The sequence below is a fragment of the Pseudomonas sp. CGJS7 genome (assembly GCF_036961695.1).
Map to the genome: position 1 here is coordinate 93,594 of NZ_JBAMDI010000018.1, position 22,925 is coordinate 116,518.

Genomic DNA, 22,925 nt, shown 5'->3' on the forward strand with positions numbered 1-22,925 from the left:
AGGGCACGATGCGCGCCATCGCTGCGGCAGCGGTGCTGTTCGCCAGCCACGCCTGCCTGGCTGCGGCCACGCCAGCAGCCACCCCGGCGGCTCAACCTGGCAGTCTTGGCGGGCAGCTGGCGCAGATGGTCTTGGGCCTGCTGCTGGTGGTGGGCCTGATCTTCTTTCTGGCCTGGCTGCTGCGGCGCCTGCAGAGCACCGCAGTGAAGGGTGGGCAGGTGATCGAGATTGTCGGCAGCCGTGCCATCGGCCCGCGTGACCGCCTGCTGCTGGTGCAGGTGGGCAAGGAGCAGATCCTGATCGGCCATACCCCCGGCAGTATCGAGGCGCTGCACGTACTGGCCGAACCCGTGGAAGTGCCGGCAAGCGTCCGTCAGGCGACGCCGGAGTTTGCCCAGCGGCTGATGGAGCTGATGGGCAAGGACCCTAAGGACAACAAGTGATGAGCGGCGCGCTGCGTACGTTGTTGACTCTGGCGCTGCTGCTGGCTGCGCCGCTGGCCCTGGCCGCCGACCCGCTGTCGATCCCGGCCATCACCCTGTCCAGCACCCCGGACGGGCAACAGGAATATTCGGTCAGTCTGCAAATCCTGCTGATCATGACCGCGCTGAGCTTCATCCCGGCGTTCGTCATCCTGATGACCAGCTTTACCCGCATCATCATCGTGTTCTCGATCCTGCGCCAGGCCCTGGGCCTGCAGCAGACGCCGTCCAACCAGTTGCTGACCGGCATGGCGCTGTTCCTGACCATGTTCATCATGGCGCCGGTGTTCGATCGGGTGAACCAGGACGCGCTGCAGCCTTACCTGAAGGAGCAGATGACTGCCCAGCAGGCGATCGACAAGGCCCAGGGGCCGCTCAAGGACTTCATGCTGGCGCAAACCCGGCAAAGCGACCTTGACCTGTTCATACGCTTGTCCAAGCGTACCGACATCGCCGGCCCCGACCAGGTGCCGCTGACGATCCTGGTGCCGGCGTTCGTCACTTCCGAGTTGAAGACGGCGTTCCAGATCGGTTTCATGATCTTCATCCCGTTCCTGATCATCGACATGGTCGTGGCCAGTGTGCTGATGGCGATGGGTATGATGATGCTGTCGCCGCTGATCATCTCGCTACCTTTCAAGATCATGCTGTTCGTGCTGGTCGATGGTTGGGCGTTGATCATGGGCACCCTGGCCAGCAGTTTCGGCGGCGTCTGACGCCGTCAAGGAGAGCCGCCGATGACACCTGAAGTCGCTGTCGACCTGTTTCGTGATGCCCTGTGGCTGACCACCCTCATGGTCGCCGTGCTGGTGGTGCCGAGCCTGTTGGTGGGCCTGGTGGTGGCGATGTTCCAGGCTGCCACGCAGATCAACGAACAGACCTTGAGCTTTTTGCCGCGCCTGCTGGTGATGCTGATCACGCTGATCATCGCCGGGCCGTGGCTGGTGCAGAAGTTCATGGAGTACTTCACCACCCTTTACACCAACATCCCGCAGCTCATTGGTTGACGCGGCGATGCTGGAGCTGACCGACACGCAGATTGGCACCTGGGTCGCCACCTTCATCCTGCCGTTGTTCAGGGTGACTGCGGTGCTGATGACCATGCCAATCTTCGGTACCCGCATGTTGCCGGCGCGGATTCGCCTGTACGTGGGGGTGGCGGTGACCGTGGTGATCGTGCCGGCATTGCCGCCGCTGCCCGAGTTCGACCCGTTGAGCCTGCGCGGTATGCTGCTGTGCGCCGAGCAGATCATCGTCGGTGCGCTGTTTGGCCTGGCCTTGCAGTTGCTGTTTCAGGCTTTCGTGGTTGCCGGGCAAATCGTCGCGGTACAGATGGGTATGGCGTTCGCCTCGATGGTCGACCCCGCCAACGGTGTCAACGTCACGGTAATCAGCCAGTTCATGACCATGCTGGTGAGTGTGTTGTTCCTGTTGATGAACGGCCACCTAGTGGTGTTCGAGGTACTGACCGAAAGTTTTACCACCTTGCCGGTGGGGAGTGCGCTGGTGGTCAACCACTTCTGGGAGCTGGCCGGGCGCATGGGCTGGGTGTTCGGTGCCGGCCTGCTGTTGATTCTGCCGGTGATCGCTGCGCTGCTGGTGGTGAACATTGCCTTTGGCGTAATGACCCGCGCCGCGCCGCAGCTGAACATTTTCTCCATCGGCTTCCCGCTGACCTTGGTCATGGGCATGTTCATCTTCTGGGTCGGCCTGGCCGATGTCCTGTCCCACTATCAGGCATTGGCCAGCGAAACGCTGCAATGGCTGCGTGAGCTGGCGAGGGTGCGCTGAGCATGGCAGAAAGCGAGAGCGGTCAGGACAAGACAGAAGACCCCACCGAAAAGCGCAAGCGCGACGCCCGCGAGAAGGGCGAGGTCGCCCGCTCCAAGGAGCTGAACACGGTGGCGGTGACCCTGGCGGGTGCCGGTGGCCTCCTGGCGTTCGGCGGCCACGTGGCCGAGACATTGCTTGCGTTGATGCGCATGAACTTCAGTTTGACCCGCGACATCATCGTCGATGAACGGGCCATGGGTGCCTTCCTGCTGGCCTCGGGCAAGATGGCCATATGGGCGGTGCAGCCGGTGCTGATCCTGCTGTTCGTGGTTTCCTTCGTGGCGCCCATCGCGCTTAGCGGCTTCCTGTTCTCGGGCAGCTTGCTGCAGCCCAAATTCAGCCGCATGAACCCGCTGGCGGGGATCAAGCGCATGTTCTCGATGCAGGCCCTGACTGAATTGCTCAAGGCGCTGGCCAAGTTCTTCGTGATTCTGGTGGTGGCGGTGGTGGTGCTCTCCGGTGATCGCCAGGCCTTGCTGTCGATTGCCAATGAGCCGCTGGAGCAGGCGATCATCCATAGCTTGCAGGTGGTGGGCTGGAGTGCCTTGTGGATGTCAGCCGGGCTGTTGCTGATTGCCGCGGCAGATGTGCCGTTCCAGCTGTACCAGACGCACAAGAAAATGAAGATGACCAAGCAGGAAGTGCGCGACGAGTACAAGGACAGCGAGGGCAAGCCCGAAGTCAAGCAACGTATTCGCCAACTGCAGCGCGAGGTGTCGCAGCGGCGCATGATGGCGGCGGTGCCGGATGCAGACGTGATCATCACCAACCCGACGCATTATGCGGTGGCTTTGCAGTACGACCCGGAGAAAGGCGGTGCGGCACCGTTGCTGCTGGCCAAGGGTAGCGATTTCATGGCGTTGAAGATTCGTGAAATTGGCGTGGAGCACAACATCCAGATCCTCGAATCGCCGGCGCTGGCGCGGGCGATTTATTACTCCACCGAACTTGAGCAGGAGATCCCGGCGGGGCTGTACCTGGCGGTGGCGCAGGTGCTGGCGTATGTGTTCCAGATTCGCCAATACCGCGCCGGCAAGGGCAAGCGCCCAGAGCCGCTGAAGGACGACCTGCCGATCCCGCCGGACCTGCGCCGCGACAGTTGATCTTGTGTCACGGCTTCTGGCCCTTTCGCGGGTAAACCCGCTCCTACCACGGTGGTGGGCACATGTCGGCGGTTGGCGCGCTGTAGGAGCGGGTTCACCCGCGAAAGGGCCGGGCCTGCTGGCCAATCTCCACCCGCCGTTCACCGTTGCCGCCGCTACCGTATTCGCGGGTAAACCCGCTCCTACACCTGATCGGGGATGGACACACATCGGTGATTGGGCGCGGGCCGTCGTGTAGGAGCGGGTTCACCCGCGAAAGGGCCGGCGCCGGCAACATAAATCTCCCTTCGAGCAAAGTTGGAAAGCTTCTTGCAAAGCCACGCCCAGGCGCCCCCTGGGCGTCAAAGTTTTGCATCAAGAGGACTCGCGGTGGATCGCACTCAGTTAATCAGCAACGCCCGCAACAACCTGGCCGGGCTCGGCCGGGGCAACCTGGGTGTGCCGCTGTTGCTGCTGGTGATGTTGGCAATGATGATGTTGCCGATACCGCCGTTCCTGCTCGACGTGTTCTTCACCTTCAACATCGCCCTGTCGATCGTGGTGCTGCTGGTCTGTGTATACGCCCTGCGCCCGCTCGACTTTGCCGCGTTCCCGACCATCCTGCTGGTGGCCACGTTGTTGCGCCTGGCCCTGAACGTCGCGTCCACCCGTGTGGTCATGCTGCATGGCCAGGAGGGCCATGGCGCTGCCGGTAAAGTGATCCAGGCCTTCGGTGAGGTGGTGATCGGCGGTAACTACGTGGTCGGTGCCGTGGTATTCGCCATCCTCATGATCATCAACTTCGTGGTGGTGACCAAGGGTGCCGGGCGTATCTCGGAAGTGAGTGCGCGTTTCACCCTCGACGCCATGCCTGGCAAGCAGATGGCCATCGACGCCGACCTCAATGCCGGGCTGATCGACCAGGCCCAGGCTAAGCACCGCCGTGCCGAGGTGGCGCAGGAGGCCGAGTTCTACGGTTCGATGGACGGTGCCAGCAAGTTCGTGCGCGGCGACGCCATCGCTGGCTTGCTGATCCTGTTCATCAACCTGATCGGTGGCATGCTCATCGGCATGCTGCAGCACAATATGTCGTTCAGCGAGGCCGGCAAGGTCTATGCCCTGCTGACCATCGGTGACGGTTTGGTGGCGCAATTGCCATCACTGCTGCTGTCCACCGCCGCCGCGATCATGGTCACCCGTGCTTCAGGCTCTGAAGACATGGGCAAGCTGATCAACCGGCAGATGTTCGATTCGCCCAAGGCGCTGGCGGTGTCGGCGGGGCTGATGATCGTCATGGGCCTGGTGCCGGGCATGCCGCACATTGCCTTCCTCAGCCTTGGCCTGATGGCGGCCGGCGGCGCCTACCTGGTGTGGAAGAAGCAGCAGCAGGCCAAGGTCAAAGCCCAGCAAGAGGCGCAGCGCCAGCAGGACCTGCTGCCCTCGCCACAGCGCGCGCTGGAAACCAAGGAGCTGGGTTGGGACGACGTCACCCCTATCGACATGATCGGCCTGGAGGTCGGCTATCGGCTGATCCCGCTGGTCGATCGCAACCAGGGCGGCCAGCTGCTGGCGCGGATCAAGGGCGTGCGCAAGAAGCTGTCGCAGGACCTGGGCTTCCTGATGCCCACCGTGCACATTCGTGACAACCTCGACCTGCAACCCAGCGCGTACCGCCTGACCCTGATGGGGGTGATTCTGGCCGAGGCGGAGATCTATCCGGACCGCGAACTGGCGATCAACCCTGGGCAGGTGTTTGGCACCCTCAACGGTATTGCCGCGCGCGACCCGGCGTTTGGCCTGGAGGCGGTGTGGATCGACGTCGGCCAGCGCTCACAGGCGCAGTCGCTGGGTTACACCGTGGTCGATGCCAGCACCGTGGTGGCCACCCACCTCAACCAGATCCTGCAGAAGCACTGCCACGAGCTGATCGGCCACGAAGAGGTTCAGCAGCTGCTGCAGGTGCTGGCCAAGGCATCGCCTAAACTTGCAGAAGAGCTGGTCCCGGGCGTCATTTCCTTGTCGGGGCTGCTCAAGGTGCTGCAAGCCCTGTTGTCGGAACAGGTGCCAGTGCGCGATATTCGCAGTATTGCCGAGGCCATCGCGAACAACGCGGGCAAGAGTCAAGATACCGCCGCGCTGGTGGCGGTGGTGCGCGTCGGATTGTGTCGCGCCATCGTGCAAAGCATTGTCGGCGTTGAGTCGGAGCTACCAGTGATTACCCTGGAGCCAAGGTTGGAACAGATTTTGCTGAATAGTCTGCAAAGGGCCGGGCAGGGTCAGGAAGACGGTGTTCTTCTGGAACCTAGCATGGCCGAGAAGCTGCAACGTTCGCTGATCGAGGCGGCCCAGCGCCAGGAAATGCAGGGTCAGCCGGCCATTCTGCTGGTCGCCGGCCCGATCCGCGCCATGTTGTCGCGTTTCGGTCGCCTGGCTGTACCGAATTTGCATGTTCTGGCGTATCAGGAAATACCTGACAACAAGCAAGTCACCATCGTTGCCACCGTGGGCCCTAACGGCTGAGGTAGGGGATAATGCAAGTTAAGCGATTTTTCGCCGCCGATATGCGTCAGGCCATGAAACTGGTCCGTGACGAGCTGGGCGCCGATGCCGCGATCATTGGCAACCGCCGCATTGCCGGTGGTGTCGAGCTGACGGCCGCGCTGGACTACAAGCTGTCCGCCCTGGCCCCGCGTGTGCCCAACGCCGAGCTGGAAGAAGAGCTGCGCAAGACCCATACGCGCATTGCCACTGCCCAGGCCGAGCTGGACCAGCGTCAGGACAGCAGCGACAACAACCGCCAATTGTTCGCCGGGCAATCTTTGACCGCTGCCGAACCGTTGATCGAGCCGCACGTCGAGGCCCCGGAGGCCGCCGCCGTACCGGCTGCTGCGCCGGTTGACCCACGCCTGTTCGATGCCATGCGCTCCGAGCTGTCGGGCCTGCGCGAGCTGCTGGAAGTGCAACTCGGTTCGCTGGCCTGGAATCAGCTGCAGGGCAGCAAGCCGCAGCAGGCCAACCTTTGGCGCCGCCTGCAGCGTATTGGCCTGTCCGGGCCGATCGCCCGCGAGCTGCTGGACCTGACCGCCGAGATCGAGGAACCGCGCCAGGCCTGGCGCATGCTGCTGGCTCACTTGGCGCGGATGATCGAAGTACCTGAAATCGAGCCGATCGAAGAGGGCGGGGTGATCGCCATGGTCGGCCCGGCGGGCATGGGCAAGACCACCACCCTGGCCAAGCTGGCCGCGCGCTACGTGCTCAAGTACGGCGCGCAGAACCTGGCGCTGGTGAGCATGGACAGCTTCCGTATCGGCGCCCAGGAGCAGCTCAAGACCCTGGGCCGCATCCTCAACGTGCCGGTGACTTACGTCGACCCGGGCCAGTCGCTGGCAGCAGCGCTGGAGCCACTGCTGCGCAAGCGCGTGGTGCTGATCGATACTGCCGGCCTGCAGGCCAGCGACCCTGCGCTGCGCATGCAGCTGGAAACCTTGGCCGGGCGTGGCATTGCCGCGAAGAACTACCTGGTGCTGGCCACCACCAGCCAGAAGCAGGTGCTGACCGCCGCCTACCACAGCTACAAGCGCTGTGGCCTGGCCGGCTGCATCCTGACCAAACTCGATGAAACGGCAAGCCTTGGCGATGTGTTGAGCCTTGCCATCAGTCATGAACTGCCAGTGGCCTATCTTACCGATGGCCCACGCATTCCTGACGACCTGCACCTGCCAAGGGGCCACCAGTTGGTCACGCGGGCGGTGAATGTGCAGCAGCAGGACGAGCCCAGCGAAGAGGCCATGGCCGACATGTTCGCTGATCTCTATCACAACCCACGGCGAGCGGGTTGACCATGAAGCGTGTGCAAAGTCGCTATGCCAAGGGGCACGCAGAATTGCCCTACGTGTGGCCTGAGTCCCAGCGAGACAAGGTAAAGAACAGACATGGGTAGCATGCATCCCGTACAGGTGATCGCCGTGACCGGTGGCAAAGGTGGCGTCGGCAAGACTAACGTTTCAGTGAACTTGTCCCTGGCGCTGGCCGAGCTTGGCCGCAGGGTCATGCTGCTGGACGCCGACCTGGGCCTGGCCAATGTCGACGTGTTGCTGGGCCTTACCCCCAAACGTACCCTCGCCGATGTGATTGAAGGGCGTTGCGAGCTGCGTGACGTGATGCTGCAGGGCCCCGGCGGTGTGCGTATCGTACCGGCAGCCTCGGGCACCCAGAGCATGGTGCATCTGGCCCCGGCCCAGCATGCCGGGTTGATCCAGGCGTTCAGCGAGATCGGCGACAACCTCGATGTGTTGGTGATCGATACCGCTGCGGGTATCGGTGACTCGGTGGTCAGCTTCGTTCGCGCCGCCCAGGAAGTGCTGCTGGTGGTGTGTGATGAACCTACCTCGATTACCGACGCCTACGCGTTGATCAAGCTGCTCAATCGCGACTATGGCATGAACCGTTTCCGTGTGTTGGCCAACATGGCGCAGAGCCCGCAGGAAGGGCGCAACCTGTTTGCCAAGCTGACCAAGGTCACCGACCGCTTCCTTGACGTTGCCCTGCAGTACGTGGGTGCCGTGCCGTACGACGAGTGCGTGCGCAAGGCGGTGCAGAAGCAGCGTGCCGTCTACGAAGCCTTCCCTCGCTCCAAGTGCGCGCTGGCCTTCAAGGCGATTGCCCAGAAGGTCGACAGCTGGCCGCTGCCGGCCAATCCGCGCGGCCATCTGGAGTTCTTTGTCGAGCGCTTGGTGCAACCCACCAGCGCGGGACCCGTACTATGAACGCCAGCGGCTTCAAGATGTACAGCCGGGCGGCGAAGGACGCCCAGTACGAGCTGATCGAACGCTACGCGCCGCTGGTCAAGCGCATCGCCTACCACCTGTTGGCGCGCTTGCCGGCCAATGTGCAAGTCGAGGACCTGATCCAGGCCGGCATGATTGGCCTGCTGGAAGTGGCCAACAAATACGACGCCAGCAAGGGCGCCAGCTTTGAGACCTACGCCGGCATCCGCATCCGCGGGGCCATGCTGGACGAAGTGCGCAAAGGCGATTGGGCGCCGCGTTCGGTACACCGCAACACCCGTATGGTCAGTGATGCCATGCGTGCGGTTGAAGCCAGAACAGGCCGTGACGCTAAAGATCATGAAGTTGCTGCCGAACTCCAATTGAGTCTCGATGATTACTACGGGATCTTGAACGATACCCTGGGCAGCCGCCTGTTCAGCTTCGACGACCTGTTGCAGGACGGCGAGCACGAAGGGCTGCATGAGGATGGCGCCAGTGGCCAGGTCGAACCTGCGCGCGGCCTGGAGGAGGAGCGCTTCCAGGCTGCCCTGACCGAGGCTATCGCCAACCTGCCGGAGCGTGAGCGCCTAGTGCTGGCGCTGTACTACGACGAAGAGCTGAACCTCAAGGAGATCGGTGAGGTGCTGGGTGTCAGCGAGTCGCGGGTCAGCCAGTTGCACAGCCAATGTGCCGCGCGCCTGCGCAGCCGCCTGGGGGAATGGCGGGCGCGTTGAGCCCACTGTCGTTGCAGTCGTTTTCCACGTTGTACCGAATTGAATGAGTGCGTGCTCGGTAGGCCGAGCGCGTTTGAGACTGCTTGGAGGTCTAATTGGACAAGAACATGAAAATCCTCATCGTTGACGACTTTTCGACGATGCGGCGGATCATCAAGAACCTGTTGCGTGACCTGGGTTTCACCAACACCGACGAAGCCGATGACGGCACCACGGCGTTGCCGATGCTGGAAAACGGTCACTACGACTTCCTGGTGACCGACTGGAACATGCCGGGCATGTCCGGCATCGACCTGCTGCGTAAAGTGCGTGCCAGCGACAAGCTGAAAAGCATGCCGGTCTTGATGGTGACCGCTGAAGCCAAGCGCGACCAGATCATTGAAGCGGCCCAGGCCGGCGTCAATGGTTACGTGGTCAAGCCGTTCACCGCTCAGGTGCTCAAAGAGAAGATCGAGAAGATCTTCGAACGCGTCAACGGCTGAGTCACGTCAGGGGGGCGCGTCATGGATTCATCACAAACGTCTTTGGGCGAGTTCGAGTCGACCCTGAAGAAGCATGCCCAGGAGTTGGTCGAAAGCCTGGAGCGGGGCCGTTTCGGCGAGGCGGTGCAGTTGATTCACGAACTGAACCAGACCCGCGACCGCGGCCTGTACCAGGAAGTCGGCAAGCTGACTCGCGAGCTGCACAGTGCCATCGTCAGTTTCCAGATCGACCCCACCATGCCGCAGGCAGAAGAGGTGTCGCAGATTACCGACGCCACCGAGCGCCTGTCGTATGTGGTCAAGCTCACCGAGGGCGCGGCCAACCGCACCATGGACCTGGTCGAGGAAAGCACACCGGTGCTCAATGAGCTGGCCAACGAGGCCAAGGCCCTGAGCACCGACTGGCAGCGCTTCATGCGCCGCGAAGTGGCTGCGCCGGAATTTCGTGATCTGGTCAAGCGAGTCGACAGTTTCCTGACGCACAGCGCCGAGGGCAACCGCAAGGTTTCCGGGCACCTCAACGACATTTTGCTGGCCCAGGACTATCAGGACCTGACCGGCCAGGTGATCAAACGCGTCACCACACTGGTGACCGAGGTGGAAAGCAACCTGCTCAAGCTGGTGCTGATGGCCAGCCAGGTCGACCGCTTTGCCGGTATAAAACATGACCACGATCAATTGCGTGCAGAAAAAGATCGAGAAAAACATCCGACTCGGGGTGAAGGTCCGCAGATTCATGCCGATAAGCGTGAAGACGTCGTGTCCGGTCAGGACGATGTCGATGATCTGCTGTCCAGCCTTGGTTTTTAAGGAGCACGTTTGATGAGCTTCGGCGCCGATGAAGAAATCCTCCAGGATTTCCTGGTAGAGGCCGGCGAAATACTTGAGCAATTGTCCGAGCAACTGGTCGAGCTGGAAAGCCGACCTGACGATGCCGACCTGCTCAATGCGATCTTTCGCGGTTTCCACACTGTAAAAGGGGGCGCCGGCTTCCTTCAGCTGAACGAGCTGGTGGAGTGCTGCCATATCGCCGAGAACGTGTTCGACGTCCTGCGCAAAGGTGAGCGCCGGGTCGATGCGGAACTGATGGATGTGGTGCTCGAGGCACTGGATACGGTCAACAGCATGTTCGGCCAGGTGCGCGAGCGTGCCGAAGTGACACCGGCCACCCCCGCACTGCTGGCAGCGCTGTCGCGCCTGGCCGAACCTGGCGCAGCCGAAGCTGTTGCAGCGCCCGCACCGGCACCGGTTGCCGACGTGGTGGCTGCAGCGCCGGGCGAGGCCGAGGAGCAACACCAGGACATCACTGACAGTGAGTTCGAGCAGTTGCTCGATTCGCTCGATGCGATCAAGGCGCAAGCGGCGGCCGACGAGCAGATGCAGGGCGAGACTGTCAGCGGTGCTGGTGATGAAATCACCGACGCCGAGTTCGAATCGCTGCTCGACCAGTTGCACGGCAAGGGTCAGTTCAATGCCGAGGTCGCCGCGCCGCCGGTTGCCGTCAGCAGCGAAGCGGTCAGTGATGAGATCACCGACGCCGAATTCGAATCGCTGCTCGACCAGTTGCATGGCAAGGGCACCTTCCAGGCTGGCGCCTTGCCAGCCGCCCAGGCACCAGCACCTGCCGCGCCAGACAACAGCGCAGCCAGCGATGAAATCAGCGAGCACGAGTTCGAAGCCCTGCTGGACCAGTTGCACGGCAAGGGCAAGTTCGGTGGCGATGTTGCCGCTGTAGAAGCCCCGGCTGCTGTCCAGGCGCAAGCGCCGGCTGCCGCCAAGGCCGAAAGCCAGCCGGTGGCCAAGCCCGCTGCCGCGCCAGCGCCTTCGCCGGCCAGCAAACCTGCCGCGGCGCCTCGCGCGCCGGCCCCGGCCGCCGAGAAGCACGCCGCCAGCGAAGCGGAAACCACCGTGCGCGTCGACACCGCGCGCCTGGACGAGATCATGAACATGGTCGGCGAACTGGTGCTGGTGCGTAACCGCCTGGTGCGCCTGGGCCTGAACAGCGGCGACGAGGCCATGTCCAAGGCCGTGTCCAACCTTGACGTGGTCACCGCCGACCTGCAGACCGCGGTGATGAAAACCCGTATGCAGCCGATCAAGAAGGTCTTCGGCCGCTTCCCGCGCCTGGTCCGCGACCTGGCGCGCCAGTTGAAGAAAGAGATCAATCTGGAGCTGGTCGGCGAAGAGACCGACCTTGACAAGAACCTCGTCGAAGCCTTGGCCGACCCGCTGGTGCACTTGGTGCGCAATGCGGTCGACCACGGTATCGAGATGCCCGACGAGCGTGAAACGTCTGGCAAGGCGCGTACTGGCCGTGTAGTGCTGTCGGCCGAACAGGAAGGCGACCACATCCTGCTGTCGATCTCGGACGACGGCAAGGGCATGGACCCGAACATCCTGCGTGCCAAGGCCGTAGAAAAGGGCCTGATGGACAAAGACGCCGCCGAGCGCCTGAGCGAGTCGGACTGCTACAACCTGATCTTCGCCCCTGGCTTCTCGACCAAGACCGAGATTTCCGATGTGTCCGGGCGTGGCGTGGGCATGGACGTGGTGAAAACCAAGATCTCCCAGCTCAACGGCTCGATCAACATTTTCTCGGCCAAGGGCCAAGGCTCCAAGATCGTCATCAAGGTGCCGCTGACCCTGGCGATCATGCCCACCCTGATGGTGATGCTGGGCAACCAGGCGTTTGCCTTCCCGCTGGTCAACGTCAACGAGATCTTCCACCTCGACCTGTCGCGCACCAACGTGGTCGACGGCCAGGAAGTGGTGATCGTACGTGACAAGGCGCTGCCGCTGTTCTACCTCAAGCGCTGGCTGGTCCAGGGCCAGGTGCACGAAGAGCAGCACGAGGGCCACGTGGTGATTCTGTCGGTCGGCACCCAGCGCATCGGTTTTGTCGTTGACCAACTGGTGGGCCAGGAAGAAGTGGTCATCAAGCCGCTGGGCAAGATGCTGCAAGGCACCCCGGGCATGTCCGGGGCCACCATTACCGGCGACGGTCGCATCGCGTTGATTCTCGACGTCCCGAGCATGCTCAAGCGTTACGCCGCGCGGCGTATTTGATTTCGGTGGCGCGCCCTGGCGGGTTGCGCCGCCTAATGGAGTGTTTATGGCAGTCAAGGTCCTGGTGGTGGATGATTCTGGTTTCTTCCGCCGCCGTGTCTCGGAAATCCTCTCGGCGGATCCAACGATCCAGGTAGTGGGTACCGCGACCAACGGCAAGGAAGCAATCGACCAGGCGCTGGCGCTCAAGCCCGATGTGATCACCATGGACTACGAAATGCCCATGATGGATGGCATTACCGCCGTGCGGCACATCATGCAGCGCTGCCCGACGCCCGTGTTGATGTTCTCGTCGCTGACCCATGAAGGCGCCCGCGTCACCCTCGACGCGCTGGATGCCGGCGCAGTGGACTACCTGCCGAAAAACTTCGAGGACATCTCGCGCAACCCTGACAAGGTCAAGCAGTTGCTGTGCGAGAAGGTGCACACCATTTCGCGCAGCAACCGCCGGATCGGCAGCTATGCCAGAACGGCGCCGGTCGCCGCGCCAGCGCCGGCCAGCACCTTTACCAGCCAGGCGCAGACGCGCCCGGCAGCGCCTGCCCGTGCAGCGGCCCCGACGCCGGCGGCCTCGCAGTCGCCGGCACCCAAGCGCAAACCCTACAAACTGGTGGCTATCGGTACCTCCACGGGGGGGCCGGTGGCGCTGCAGCGGGTACTGACCCAGCTGCCGGCCAATTTCCCGGCACCGATCGTGTTGATCCAGCACATGCCGGCGGCCTTCACCAAAGCGTTTGCCGAACGCCTGGACAAGCTGTGCCGCATCAGCGTCAAGGAAGCCGAAGACGGCGACATGCTGCGCCCGGGCCTGGCCCTGCTGGCCCCCGGTGGCAAGCAGATGATGATCGATGGCCGTGGCACGGTGAAGATCCTGCCCGGCGACGAGCGCCTGAACTACAAACCGTGCGTGGACATCACCTTCGGTTCGGCGGCCAAGTCGTACGGTGACAAGGTGTTGTCGGTGGTGCTCACCGGCATGGGCGCCGATGGCCGCGAAGGCGCGCGCCTGCTCAAGCAGGGGGGCAGCACGGTGTGGGCCCAGGATGAAGCCAGCTGCGTGATTTATGGCATGCCCATGGCCATCGTCAAGGCCAACCTGGCGGATGCCGTGTACAGCCTGGACGAAATCGGCAAGCACCTGGTGGAGGCGTGCGTCTGATGGACGTCCTCAGCCTGATCGGTCTGATCCTGGCTTTCGTTGCCATTGTCGGTGGCAACTTCCTTGAAGGCGGTCATGTCGGTGCACTGGTCAATGGCCCGGCGGCTCTGATCGTGCTGGGAGGCACCCTGGCGGCGGCGTTGTTGCAGTCGCCGCTGTCGTCGTTCAAGCGCGCCTTGCAGATTTTGCGTTGGATCCTGTTTCCTCCGCGGGTCGACCTGGCGGGCGGTATCGACCGCGTGGTGAACTGGAGCCTGACCGCTCGCAAAGAAGGCCTGCTGGGCCTGGAAGGGGTAGCGGACAGCGAGCCCGACCCCTATGCGCGCAAGGGCCTGCAACTGCTGGTGGATGGCGCCGAGCCGGAAGCCATCCGCAGCATCCTCGAGGTCGACCTCCTTACCCAGGAGGGCCGTGACATCCAGGCAGCCAAGGTATTCGAAAGCATGGGCGGCTATGCGCCGACCATCGGCATCATCGGTGCGGTCATGGGCCTTATCCATGTGATGGGCAATCTGGCCGACCCGTCGCAACTGGGCAATGGCATTGCCGTGGCTTTTGTCGCGACCATTTACGGTGTGGCCAGTGCCAACCTTGTGCTATTGCCGGTCGCCAGCAAGCTCAAGGCCATCGTCATGCGCCAGTCGCGCTACCGCGAAATGCTGCTCGAAGGCCTGCTGTCGATTGCCGAAGGTGAGAACCCGCGCTCGATCGAGCTGAAGCTGCAAGGCTTCATGGAGTAACCCATGCGTCGCCGTCGTCATACCGAGGAACACGAAAACCACGAGCGCTGGCTGGTGTCGTACGCCGACTTCATCACGTTGCTGTTCGCCTTCTTCGTGGTGATGTATTCCATTTCCTCGATCAACGAGGGCAAGTACAAGGTTATTTCCCAGGCCTTGCTCGGGGTATTCAACGACCCCGAGCGCAGCATGAAGCCGATCCCGATTGGCGATGAGCAGCCGCTGAGCGTGCGCCCGGCCGAACCGCTGGTCAAAGACAGCGAGCAGACCGAAGCGGGCCTGGCGGCGACCAATGTCGACCCGTTGAAAACCATCAGCGATGACGTGCGCGATGCCTTCGGCGACCTGATCAACAGCGACCAGATGACCGTGCGCGGCAACGAGCTATGGATCGAGATCGAGCTCAACTCGTCGCTGCTGTTTGGCAGTGGTGACGCGATGCCCAGTGACAAGGCGTTTGCGATCATCGAGAAGGTGGCCAGCATCCTCAAGCCGTTCGCCAACCCGGTGCACGTCGAAGGCTTCACCGACAACCTGCCGATCCGCACCGCGCAGTACCCTACCAACTGGGAGTTGTCCTCGGCGCGCGCGGCCAGCATCGTGCGGCTGCTGGCCATGGAGGGCGTCAACCCGGCACGCATGGCTTCGGTGGGCTATGGCGAGTACCAGCCGGTGGCCAGCAACGATACCGCCGAAGGGCGCGCACGCAACCGCCGGGTGGTGCTGGTGATTTCCCGTAACCTGGAAGTGCGCCGCAGCCTGACCGGCTCGGGCAGCGCCAATGCCACACCGGATGCCGCATTGCGCCGGGCTGGCACACAAAGTGCACCGGCAATACAAGCAACGGTAGCGAGGCCGTGATACGTCAATTCCCCGTCGCTGATACGAACACGATTTTGAATGTGCCGCCGTCCTCTGTGGCAGCGGGCATGCCCGCGAAGCCAGCGACTCGGTGAATGGCACCGGCTACGCCGGTGTTCGCGGGCTTGCCCGCTCCCACAGAGGGGCGTGCGAGCTTTGAAGTTTTGCGCATGACGGTTGTTTCTACAGTGTCCCTGCCAAATCAATAGATAGAGTTTGCTTGATGAGAGTCTGGGCAGTAGCCAATCAAAAAGGTGGCGTCGGCAAGACCACCACTACCATTGCCCTGGCCGGCCTGCTGGCCGAGGCCGGCAAGCGCGTGGTCGTCGTCGACCTCGACCCGCACGGCTCGATGACCAGCTACTTCGGGCACAACCCGGATGCCCTGGAGCACAGCTGCTACGACCTGTTCCTGCACAAGGGCACGGTGCCCGAAGGCTTGCCCGGGCAACTGCTGCTGCCCACCAGCGATGAGCGCATTTCGCTGTTGCCGTCGAGTACCGCGCTGGCGGTGCTGGAGCGCCAGTCGCCAGGGCAGAATGGCCTGGGCCTGGTAATCGCCAAGAGTCTGGCGCAGCTGTGGCAGGATTTCGACTATGCCCTGATCGACAGCCCACCCTTGCTGGGTGTGCTGATGGTCAATGCCCTGGCCGCCAGCCAGCAGCTGGTGATCCCCGTGCAAACCGAATTCCTTGCCGTGAAGGGCCTGGAACGCATGGTCGGCACCCTGGCCATGGTCAACCGTTCGCGCAAGCAGGCGCTGCCGTACCAGATCGTGCCGACCCTGTTCGACCGTCGTACCCAGGCGTCGCTGGGCACCCTCAAGTTGCTGCGTGACACCTACGGGCAGCATGTGTGGCAGGGCTACATCCCGGTGGATACGCGCCTGCGCGATGCCAGTCGCAAGGGCGTCACGCCTTCGCAGTTCGACAGCAAGAGCCGTGGGTTGATCGCCTACAGGGCGCTGCTCAAGCACCTGCTCACCTACAAGAACGCAGTGCAGGTGGCCTGATGACTCAAACCCGGCAAACCGGCACCCGGCCCCAGATGGCCCTGCAATCGTACCTGGACGGCTTGCTGCAGGAGGCCACCGAGGCCGAAGACCTGAGCGAGCAGCCGGCAGTGGCGGATGAATTCGCCGAGGCGGTGCGCGAGGAGCAGGCACGCGATGCCCGACAGCCAGCCCGGCCTGAGCCCGCCGAAGCCGCCGCCAGCTTTGCCCCGCGGCCATTCGCCGAACCCCGGCTGGCGGTACTGCCCAGCGTGATGCCGGTGGAAGCCCCGGTGGTGACGGTGGTCGAGCAGGAGATCGTGGCCGAAGCCAGCATCCCGGTACTGATCGAAGAACAAACCGTGGAACCGGCTGTGCCGCTGGTCGATGTGCATCTGCCGGCGCCCAACCTGCCCGTGCCCCCGGCCACTGTCGACGGTCGTCCGGTGTGGGCGGCCGAGCCGTTCGAATGCCTGCTGTTCGACGTTGCCGGCCTGACCCTGGCGGTGCCGCTGGTGTGCCTGGGCTCGATCTACACCCTGGCTGGCCAGGAGCTGACACCACTGTTCGGCCAGCCCGACTGGTTCCTCGGCATCCTGACCTGCCAGGCCGGCAACCTGAAGGTGCTGGACACTGCGCGTTGGGTAATGCCCGACCGCTACCGCGATGATTTTCGCCAGGGCCTGCAATACGTGATTTCGGTGCAGGGCTATGAATGGGGGCTGGCGGTGCATCAGGTCAGCCGCTCGCTGCGCCTGGACCCGTCGGAGATCAAGTGGCGCAGCCAGCGTGGCCAGCGCCCGTGGCTGGCCGGCACCGTAATCGAACACATGTGCGCACTGCTCGACGTCGCCGCACTGGCCGAGCTGATCGCCAGCGGTGCGGTCAAGCAGATGCACGCCAAACAGAAATGACACAGAACATACCGCCAACGGCGGATTTTGAGGGTAGGGGAATGAAAAAGTCGTCTGCACAAGGTTCCGAAGATCCGATCCTGCAGTGGGTTACCTTCCGTCTGGACAACGAGTCCTACGGCATCAATGTGATGCAGGTGCAGGAAGTCCTGCGCTACACCGAGATTGCCCCGGTGCCGGGTGCGCCGAGCTACGTGCTGGGCATCATCAACTTGCGCGGCAACGTGGTGACGGTGATCGACACGCGTCAGCGTTTTGGCCTGATGCCGACCGAAGTGACCGACAACACCCGTATCGTCATCATCGAAGCCGACAAGCAAGTGGTCGGCATTCTGGTCGACAGCGTGGCCGAAGTGGTTTACCTGCGCCAGTCCGAAATCGAAACCGCGCCGAACGTGGGTAACGAAGAGTCGGCCAAGTTCATTCAGGGCGTGTGCAACAAGAATGGCGAACTGCTGATCCTGGTCGAACTGGACAAGATGATGACCGAGGAAGAGTGGTCCGAGCTGGAGAACATCTGAGTTGATCCTAGAGGTTGCTGTCATCTTCCTGGCGCTGGCCTGGGCGCTGAGCCTGTGGTTTTTCCTCAACTACAGCAAGCGCCAGCGCGAGCTGGCTGCGCAGCAGGCCGAGGGCGATGCGCTGCGTGACCAGCGCATCAAGGACTTGGCCAAGCGTCTGGATGACTACCAGAACGGCACGGTGCGCATGGGTGAGGCCATCCATGAGCTGCGTGCGGCGGTGGCCACCCTGCCGGACCGGCTGGAGCGCCTCGAGCAGCGCGACCCCAGCAACGTTACTTTCAGCCAGGCGGCCAAGCTGGTGGGGATGGGGGCGAGTATCGATGAGTTGACCCAGAGCTGCGGCTTGACCCAGGCCGAGGCGGAGTTGATGAGCAAGGTGTACCGGGCTCCTTGACGGGGTACCCTCGGCAGCAGGTTCGCCGCCTGGGAAATCGAGCGGCGCCCATGCTCCGCTCGATCTGAAAGCTGTCGCCTGGCTCGTTCAGTACCCGCTGTTCATTTCAATTGCGAACCCAGGAGTGATTGCCGCCCACGCCGGCGAACCGGTTCAGGGGCAGCAGTTGCTTCAGGGCTGTATTGGCTTGCGAAGGGTTGATGAATGGATAGGTGTTGACGCGTGGCATGGTGTGCAGGTTGATGATCTGGCGCAGGGTCCGCAACCCGGGTAGATGGCGATCGACCACTTCAGTGAGCAGTGCCGGCCCGGTGAGGTAGCTGAGCGTGTTGGCATAGCGGTAGAAACCGCTCGGGTCCTGTTCCAGGCTCGGTCGGCTTTCGTAGAAGTCTGCATGGGTCTGGAAACGTGCGAGCATTTCATCGGAGATCGCATCCAGCAGTGGGTTGCCTGGGTGGCTACCAATGAGGCTGGTGTTGTACAGGCAATTCATGCTCATTTTCTCGTTGGACATCGGCGGTGGCAGCAGCAACCCATCGGGTGGGGTGCGCAGCTCGACCTGATCGATCGTTTCGCCCTTGCCGTCCGGCAGCAGGAAGTCGTCCACGTCCATGTACAGCCCACCCTCATGGTGCAGCATCCGGTAGCGCAGCACATCGGTCGCAGACGCGTAATTGGTGGCGATGCCACCGTTGCCATCCAGCGCTGCCTCGTACTGCGCGTAATAGCGGCTCTGGCGGAAGGCCCGGAAGAAGCGTTGCTCTTCAAGCGGCAATACCTGCAGCCCTGGCGCCCGGGCTGCCAATAGCCTTGCGTTCTGTTCGTAAGCGGTAGGCGAAGCCTTCGACAGAAACAGGCGCATGCTGTATTCACTGTCGCTCAGGCGCGCGGCGTTGGCGGCAAGGTTGGCCAGCAATGGCTCGCTTATGACTTTGTCGCCGACCCAGAGGCTGGAGATGAGTTTGGGGATGGGGGCGCTGTCCGGGGCCGGTGTCGGAATGGTGACTGGCAGTGGCAGGTCGACACCCAGCGCGCGCAAGGTGCGGGTGCGCATGGCGTCGGTGACTGGGCGCTGCCTGTCGAGCGCCACAAGGTCACGGCTGCCAGGCACTGCGATGTAGGCTTGCGGCTCGACCTCGTTGACGGTTTCCTTGATGATGAATGCGTCGTGCTCCAGGTCATAGACCACGCGTGCATTGTAGGTTTCGATGCTGCATTCCAGGTCGTCCAGTTCGCCATCGTAGTGTGGCAAGCGTATCACCGCGCCGGCAACAGCCGGGTCGCCTTCGTCAAGCGGTGTAATCGGCTCGTGGTGGTGGAAGTACTCCGCGCCTTCTGGCTCTGGAAGCCGCGGTGGGCTGGTCGGGCTCAACGGATAGCCGAGCTGCTCGTTGACCTCGCGCGGCATGACAAAACCATCGCTTTTGAACTCGAACAGGGCCTTGATGCCTGCGCTGCCCTCCGTTGCCAGCGGTATGGCGTTGAACAACCCCCAGGCGATGTCGCCAACCCCGTCCTGTTTGGCTTTCAGGCTGTGGCCGTTGATCACCTGATCCAGGCCCAGGCCCAACTGGGCAATGCCACCGACCGCCAGCAGTGGCGCCAGCCCCGGCACCACCAGGCACAGTGGCGCCAGCAGGTTGAGCGTGTTGGTGAGGTAGCCACGCCATTTGGCTTTGGTAACCTGACTATCGGTGGTGATGACAAAATCGGCATCGTCATAGCTGCGCTGGCGCTGGCGCTCGGTCAGGGCTGCGAACATATCCCCGGTCAGTTTGGGGTTGTATTTGCCAGGTTTGTAGTTCACGTAGGTTCGGGGGGGCCAGACGCCATCATCGTTGAAATAACCGTGTTCAGGCGGCAGCCGGTGCCGGTCCGGATAGTCGCCAAGGCCCTCGAGCGCGGTGTCCAGGCCACTGAAATCCAGGCCCTGGGGGCGGTCGGCGAGCCTGAAGTGTTGCGTTAGCGCTTCGCGTCGGGCGGGGTCCTTGCACTGATCGCCCACCCAGTCCTTGAGCTGGTTCTCGCTGGCGAATTCGAGCAAGGGCGAGCTGTTACCTGGCATGTACAGCAGGGTCAGATCGCTGTGGGGGGCGTTGATGTACAGCAGGTCGGTGGCCGCATAGCCATAGATGCTCAGCGTGCTGACCCGTATCTTGAAGCGCTGCGGCATCATGCCGGCGGCTTGCCATGCCAGTTCCCTGGCGGCATCGCTCAGGCGCCCCTGGTTGACCTGGGCGTTGCAGGCGGCGATGAAATTGAGCTTGCTGGCCAGGCGGTGAGTGTCCTGATGCTCCTGCCAGTAAGCGTCGAGCATGGCTTTGAACGGCTGGTGAAAGTCCAGCGCTTCGATGAACCGCTGGAAGGCTTCAGCCGGAACCTGAATGTGGGTCGAGGCATCGTAACGGGCGGGGGACGATCGCTGGAACAGGCCGTTATACACCTCGAAGGCGGCGCCCTGATGGCCAAAGCCCAGCGTTGGCAGGCGATCGACCAGCTTCAACGGCCCTTGGGGGAAGGTGCCTGCCCAAGGGTTGGCGAACAGTGCGCCGATGAGGTTGTTATCGGACTCCCCTTGCCAGTTGCCCAGCAGCGCCTGGGTCATGCTCTGGGTCTGCTGGACCGCTGCCACATACCCTTGGTCATCCGGCCGGTAGTGCAGGGTGACCACATCGACGCGATCGGGGTCGATATGCACACCTTGCCCGGCAAGCCACTGCCGGATCAAGCGATGGGCTTCGCGGTCCGGGCGTGGGATGTTGGCCAGATGGTCTACTACGAACTGCACGCCTTTGGCGTTGATTCTGCTGTCGATCATGACGGTACACCTTGTACGTGGGAGGCCGACAAGGTTGGGCGCATGGAGGGGGAGGGGGTGGTAGATAGTTACTGGCCAGTGCCGGGCAGCGGGGGCAATGGTGGGGTGATATCGCGCTCTGCCGGGCGCGGATCATCGAAGCCGGCGGGTACCTTGCCGCGCAGGTGCCAGGCGAAGGCGATGATCTCGGCAATGGTCAGGTACAGCGCCTCGGGTATTTGCTCGCCCAGCTCCAGCCGCGCCAGCAGCCGCACCAGCTCGGCGTTTTCGTAGATCGGCACTTCGTGTTCGCGGGCGAGCGCAAGGATGGCCTCGGCCAGGTCCTCGTCGCCCTTGGCGGTGAGGGTCGGTGCCTGATGGCCGTCGTAGTTCAGCGCTATGGCTTGGCGTGGTGTCGTATCGTTCATGCGGTTTCGTCCACCCAGCGTTGTTCCATCCGTGTGCGTGGCCCCTGCGGCGGGATGCCCGGGTGGCACTCCAGGTCGCCGACTTCCAGGCCCCGGGCCAGCAGGCGCGCGCGCAGCGCGCCAAGCTGGGTGTCGATCAACCGCGCGGTCTGCTCGCGCTCCGCCCATAGCTGCCCGCTCAGGCGGCCCTCGCTCAGTTGTGCCTGCACTTGCATGGGGCCGAGCGGGGACAGGTCGAAGGCCAGCTCGATGCGCCACAGGGCTTGTCGAGGGTCTTGGGCTTCATGTTGGCGGTCGGCCTGTTGTTGTGGGGTTTCTTCGCGCTGCAGTTTGACTTGCAGCGGGATGAAGTCCTGGCCGTGGCGGATCGGCACTTCAGTTTGCCAGGTGGTCTGCAGGTTGCCGTTTTCCAGCGTGCCGGTTTGTTGCAGGCTGCTCATGGCGTGGCTCTGCAAGCGTGAAACGGCAGCGGCAGCCAGGCGCAGCAGCTGTTGCAGGTCGCCTTCCTCTTCCAGGGCCTTGAGCAGGCGCGACGGTAATGGGAACGCGCCCGGCTGCGGCTTGGGGCTGACCCGCTCGAGCATGCCCAGTGCGCTGCGCGCCAAAGCCGGCATGGTCACGGCCAGGCTGGCGGGGTTGAGATTGGCAGCGCTTGCCGGGAGGGCAGGGGCCTGGGCCATCAGCCGCAGCAAATGCGCCTTGAGGTCGGTGGCGACGCTGGCGGTGGACCCGCTCAGCAGCTTCGCTTCGAGAAAGCTGCCGCTGTTGTTCAGGGCCTGGGCCACTGCCTTGGCGTCGCCCAGTTGTCGGGCGTCCGGCAGGCCGGCCAGCAGGCGTTCGGCGCTGGCGCGCAGGTCGCCATCGACGCCTGGGTCGCGGGTGAGCTGTTGCAGGGCGTTGAGCAGGCCGGGTAGCGAGGCTTGGCGGTTTTGCTGGGTCAGCAGCTGTTGGGCAATGCTGAGTTGGTCCTGCCTGCCGCTGAGCGGCACGAAGCGCAATGACTGATCACCCTGCACCAGGGCGCTGAGCAGGCTGCCAATGGCCAGCGGGCGCGGGCTGTCGATGCTCAGTGTGGCGCCGGCCTGGTTGCTGTTGAGCAGGCTGACCAGCGCCCGGTACACGGCCGGTTGGCCGGGTGCCTGGGCCAGCAGCTGGTTGGTCAGGACCTTGCCTTGCAGCAAGGTGCCGACCGGCACCTTGCTGGTGTCCAGCTGGGTGAGGGTGGCGACCTGGCTGGCACTGGCCTGTTGCAGCATGATCGCCAGGCGGTTGCTTTCGGTCTGGCTGACGGTGATCTGGCTGCCTTGTGGCAGCGGCTGGCTGGCGTTGGCCTGAAGCTGGGTCTGCACGCCGTTGGCCTGCATCAGCCTTAGCACCAGTTGAAAGTCCTGGCCCGTCTGGCGCAACGATAAAACCTCGGCTTGCGCGGTTTCGCCAGGAGCCAGCAGCCCAGGCTGCGCCTGGATCAGGCGCAGCAGATCGCCGGTCATGCCCGCCTTCATGGCTTGGCTGTTGATCGCGGTTTGTGCGCCGAGACTATTGATTTCAGTCATGATTGTATACAACCTGTCGAGCCCGGCCTCTTGGCAGCGCGGCGGCGCGTGTAATAATGCCGCGCGCCTGTGGTTGCCAGTATAACGGCAGCGCGCGGGGCGACTTGAGACACAAG

General features: G+C 63.1%; 22 protein-coding genes. 19 read left to right on the forward strand and 3 right to left on the reverse strand.

From position 1 onward, the window contains the following. Positions 1–8 precede the first annotated feature (8 nt). The 19 genes from fliO (at position 9) to V7787_RS13920 (ending at position 18,031) form a co-directional block, all read left to right on the forward strand. Positions 9–443 (forward strand): flagellar biosynthetic protein FliO, encoded by a 435-nt coding sequence (gene fliO / locus V7787_RS13830; RefSeq protein WP_050545952.1) that lies wholly within the window; start codon positions 9–11, stop codon positions 441–443. Next, the gene (gene fliP, locus V7787_RS13835; RefSeq protein WP_104886514.1) at positions 443–1,198 is read left to right on the forward strand and encodes a flagellar type III secretion system pore protein FliP; all 756 of its coding nucleotides are present in this window, start codon (positions 443–445) and stop codon (positions 1,196–1,198) included. The genes fliO and fliP overlap by 1 nt, the downstream gene beginning before the upstream one ends. A gap of 21 nt (positions 1,199–1,219) precedes the next feature. After that, entirely contained in the window at positions 1,220–1,489 is a 270-nt protein-coding gene (gene fliQ, locus V7787_RS13840; protein WP_014590156.1) for a flagellar biosynthesis protein FliQ, read from the forward strand. A gap of 7 nt (positions 1,490–1,496) precedes the next feature. Next, positions 1,497–2,273, forward strand: coding sequence for a flagellar biosynthetic protein FliR (gene fliR, locus V7787_RS13845; RefSeq protein WP_104886513.1), 777 nt, complete (start codon positions 1,497–1,499; stop codon positions 2,271–2,273). Positions 2,274–2,275: 2 nt separating this feature from the next. Further along, complete coding sequence (gene flhB / locus V7787_RS13850; RefSeq protein ID WP_104886512.1) at positions 2,276–3,418, forward strand: flagellar biosynthesis protein FlhB; 1,143 nt, start codon at positions 2,276–2,278, stop codon at positions 3,416–3,418. 369 nt (positions 3,419–3,787) lie between these two features. Further along, a complete protein-coding gene (gene flhA, locus V7787_RS13855; RefSeq protein ID WP_003254410.1) occupies positions 3,788–5,917 on the forward strand; it encodes a flagellar biosynthesis protein FlhA in 2,130 nt (709 codons plus the stop codon). 11 nt (positions 5,918–5,928) lie between these two features. Then, a complete protein-coding gene (gene flhF, locus V7787_RS13860) occupies positions 5,929–7,236 on the forward strand; it encodes a flagellar biosynthesis protein FlhF (protein WP_014590160.1) in 1,308 nt (435 codons plus the stop codon). A 93-nt stretch (positions 7,237–7,329) separates the two neighbouring features. Next, positions 7,330–8,163: a flagellar synthesis regulator FleN gene (gene fleN, locus V7787_RS13865; RefSeq protein ID WP_003254408.1), complete on the forward strand. Its 834-nt coding sequence runs from the start codon at positions 7,330–7,332 to the stop codon at positions 8,161–8,163. After that, positions 8,160–8,900, forward strand: coding sequence for an RNA polymerase sigma factor FliA (gene fliA, locus V7787_RS13870; protein ID WP_003254406.1), 741 nt, complete (start codon positions 8,160–8,162; stop codon positions 8,898–8,900). Before fleN ends, fliA begins: the two co-directional genes overlap by 4 nt. Positions 8,901–9,007: 107 nt before the next feature. Then, the gene (locus V7787_RS13875) at positions 9,008–9,382 is read left to right on the forward strand and encodes a chemotaxis response regulator CheY (protein ID WP_010955070.1); all 375 of its coding nucleotides are present in this window, start codon (positions 9,008–9,010) and stop codon (positions 9,380–9,382) included. Between the two features lie 21 nt (positions 9,383–9,403). Next, a complete protein-coding gene (locus V7787_RS13880; protein ID WP_010955069.1) occupies positions 9,404–10,192 on the forward strand; it encodes a protein phosphatase CheZ in 789 nt (262 codons plus the stop codon). 12 nt (positions 10,193–10,204) lie between these two features. Beyond that, the gene (locus V7787_RS13885) at positions 10,205–12,448 is read left to right on the forward strand and encodes a chemotaxis protein CheA (protein WP_336088543.1); all 2,244 of its coding nucleotides are present in this window, start codon (positions 10,205–10,207) and stop codon (positions 12,446–12,448) included. A gap of 46 nt (positions 12,449–12,494) precedes the next feature. Then, the gene (locus V7787_RS13890) at positions 12,495–13,607 is read left to right on the forward strand and encodes a protein-glutamate methylesterase/protein-glutamine glutaminase (protein ID WP_010955067.1); all 1,113 of its coding nucleotides are present in this window, start codon (positions 12,495–12,497) and stop codon (positions 13,605–13,607) included. Next, the gene (locus V7787_RS13895; RefSeq protein ID WP_014590163.1) at positions 13,607–14,347 is read left to right on the forward strand and encodes a flagellar motor protein; all 741 of its coding nucleotides are present in this window, start codon (positions 13,607–13,609) and stop codon (positions 14,345–14,347) included. Before V7787_RS13890 ends, V7787_RS13895 begins: the two co-directional genes overlap by 1 nt. A gap of 3 nt (positions 14,348–14,350) precedes the next feature. Further along, on the forward strand, positions 14,351–15,208 hold the full coding sequence (motD, locus tag V7787_RS13900) for a flagellar motor protein MotD (RefSeq protein WP_010955065.1): 858 nt from the start codon (positions 14,351–14,353) through the stop codon (positions 15,206–15,208). Between the two features lie 223 nt (positions 15,209–15,431). Next, a complete protein-coding gene (locus V7787_RS13905; RefSeq protein ID WP_010955064.1) occupies positions 15,432–16,220 on the forward strand; it encodes a ParA family protein in 789 nt (262 codons plus the stop codon). After that, complete coding sequence (locus V7787_RS13910) at positions 16,220–17,113, forward strand: CheW domain-containing protein (RefSeq protein ID WP_064491800.1); 894 nt, start codon at positions 16,220–16,222, stop codon at positions 17,111–17,113. The genes V7787_RS13905 and V7787_RS13910 overlap by 1 nt, the downstream gene beginning before the upstream one ends. Positions 17,114–17,154: 41 nt before the next feature. Beyond that, positions 17,155–17,634, forward strand: a complete 480-nt coding sequence (locus V7787_RS13915; RefSeq protein WP_003254393.1) for a chemotaxis protein CheW — start codon at positions 17,155–17,157, stop codon at positions 17,632–17,634. A 1-nt stretch (position 17,635) separates the two neighbouring features. Next, on the forward strand, positions 17,636–18,031 hold the full coding sequence (locus V7787_RS13920; protein ID WP_010955062.1) for a DUF2802 domain-containing protein: 396 nt from the start codon (positions 17,636–17,638) through the stop codon (positions 18,029–18,031). Positions 18,032–18,137: 106 nt separating this feature from the next. On the opposite strand, the gene V7787_RS13925 is transcribed toward V7787_RS13920, so the two are convergent. From V7787_RS13925 to fliK, 3 genes are all read right to left on the reverse strand, one after another. Next, positions 18,138–20,849 carry a dermonecrotic toxin domain-containing protein gene (locus V7787_RS13925; protein ID WP_064491799.1) on the reverse strand — a complete coding sequence of 904 codons (2,712 nt, stop codon included), beginning with the start codon at positions 20,847–20,849 and terminating at the stop codon, positions 18,138–18,140. 68 nt (positions 20,850–20,917) lie between these two features. Then, positions 20,918–21,256: an EscU/YscU/HrcU family type III secretion system export apparatus switch protein gene (locus V7787_RS13930; protein WP_104886507.1), complete on the reverse strand. Its 339-nt coding sequence runs from the start codon at positions 21,254–21,256 to the stop codon at positions 20,918–20,920. After that, positions 21,253–22,809 (reverse strand): flagellar hook-length control protein FliK, encoded by a 1,557-nt coding sequence (fliK, locus tag V7787_RS13935; protein WP_064491602.1) that lies wholly within the window; start codon positions 22,807–22,809, stop codon positions 21,253–21,255. Before fliK ends, V7787_RS13930 begins: the two co-directional genes overlap by 4 nt. Between the last annotated feature and the right edge of the window lie 116 nt (positions 22,810–22,925).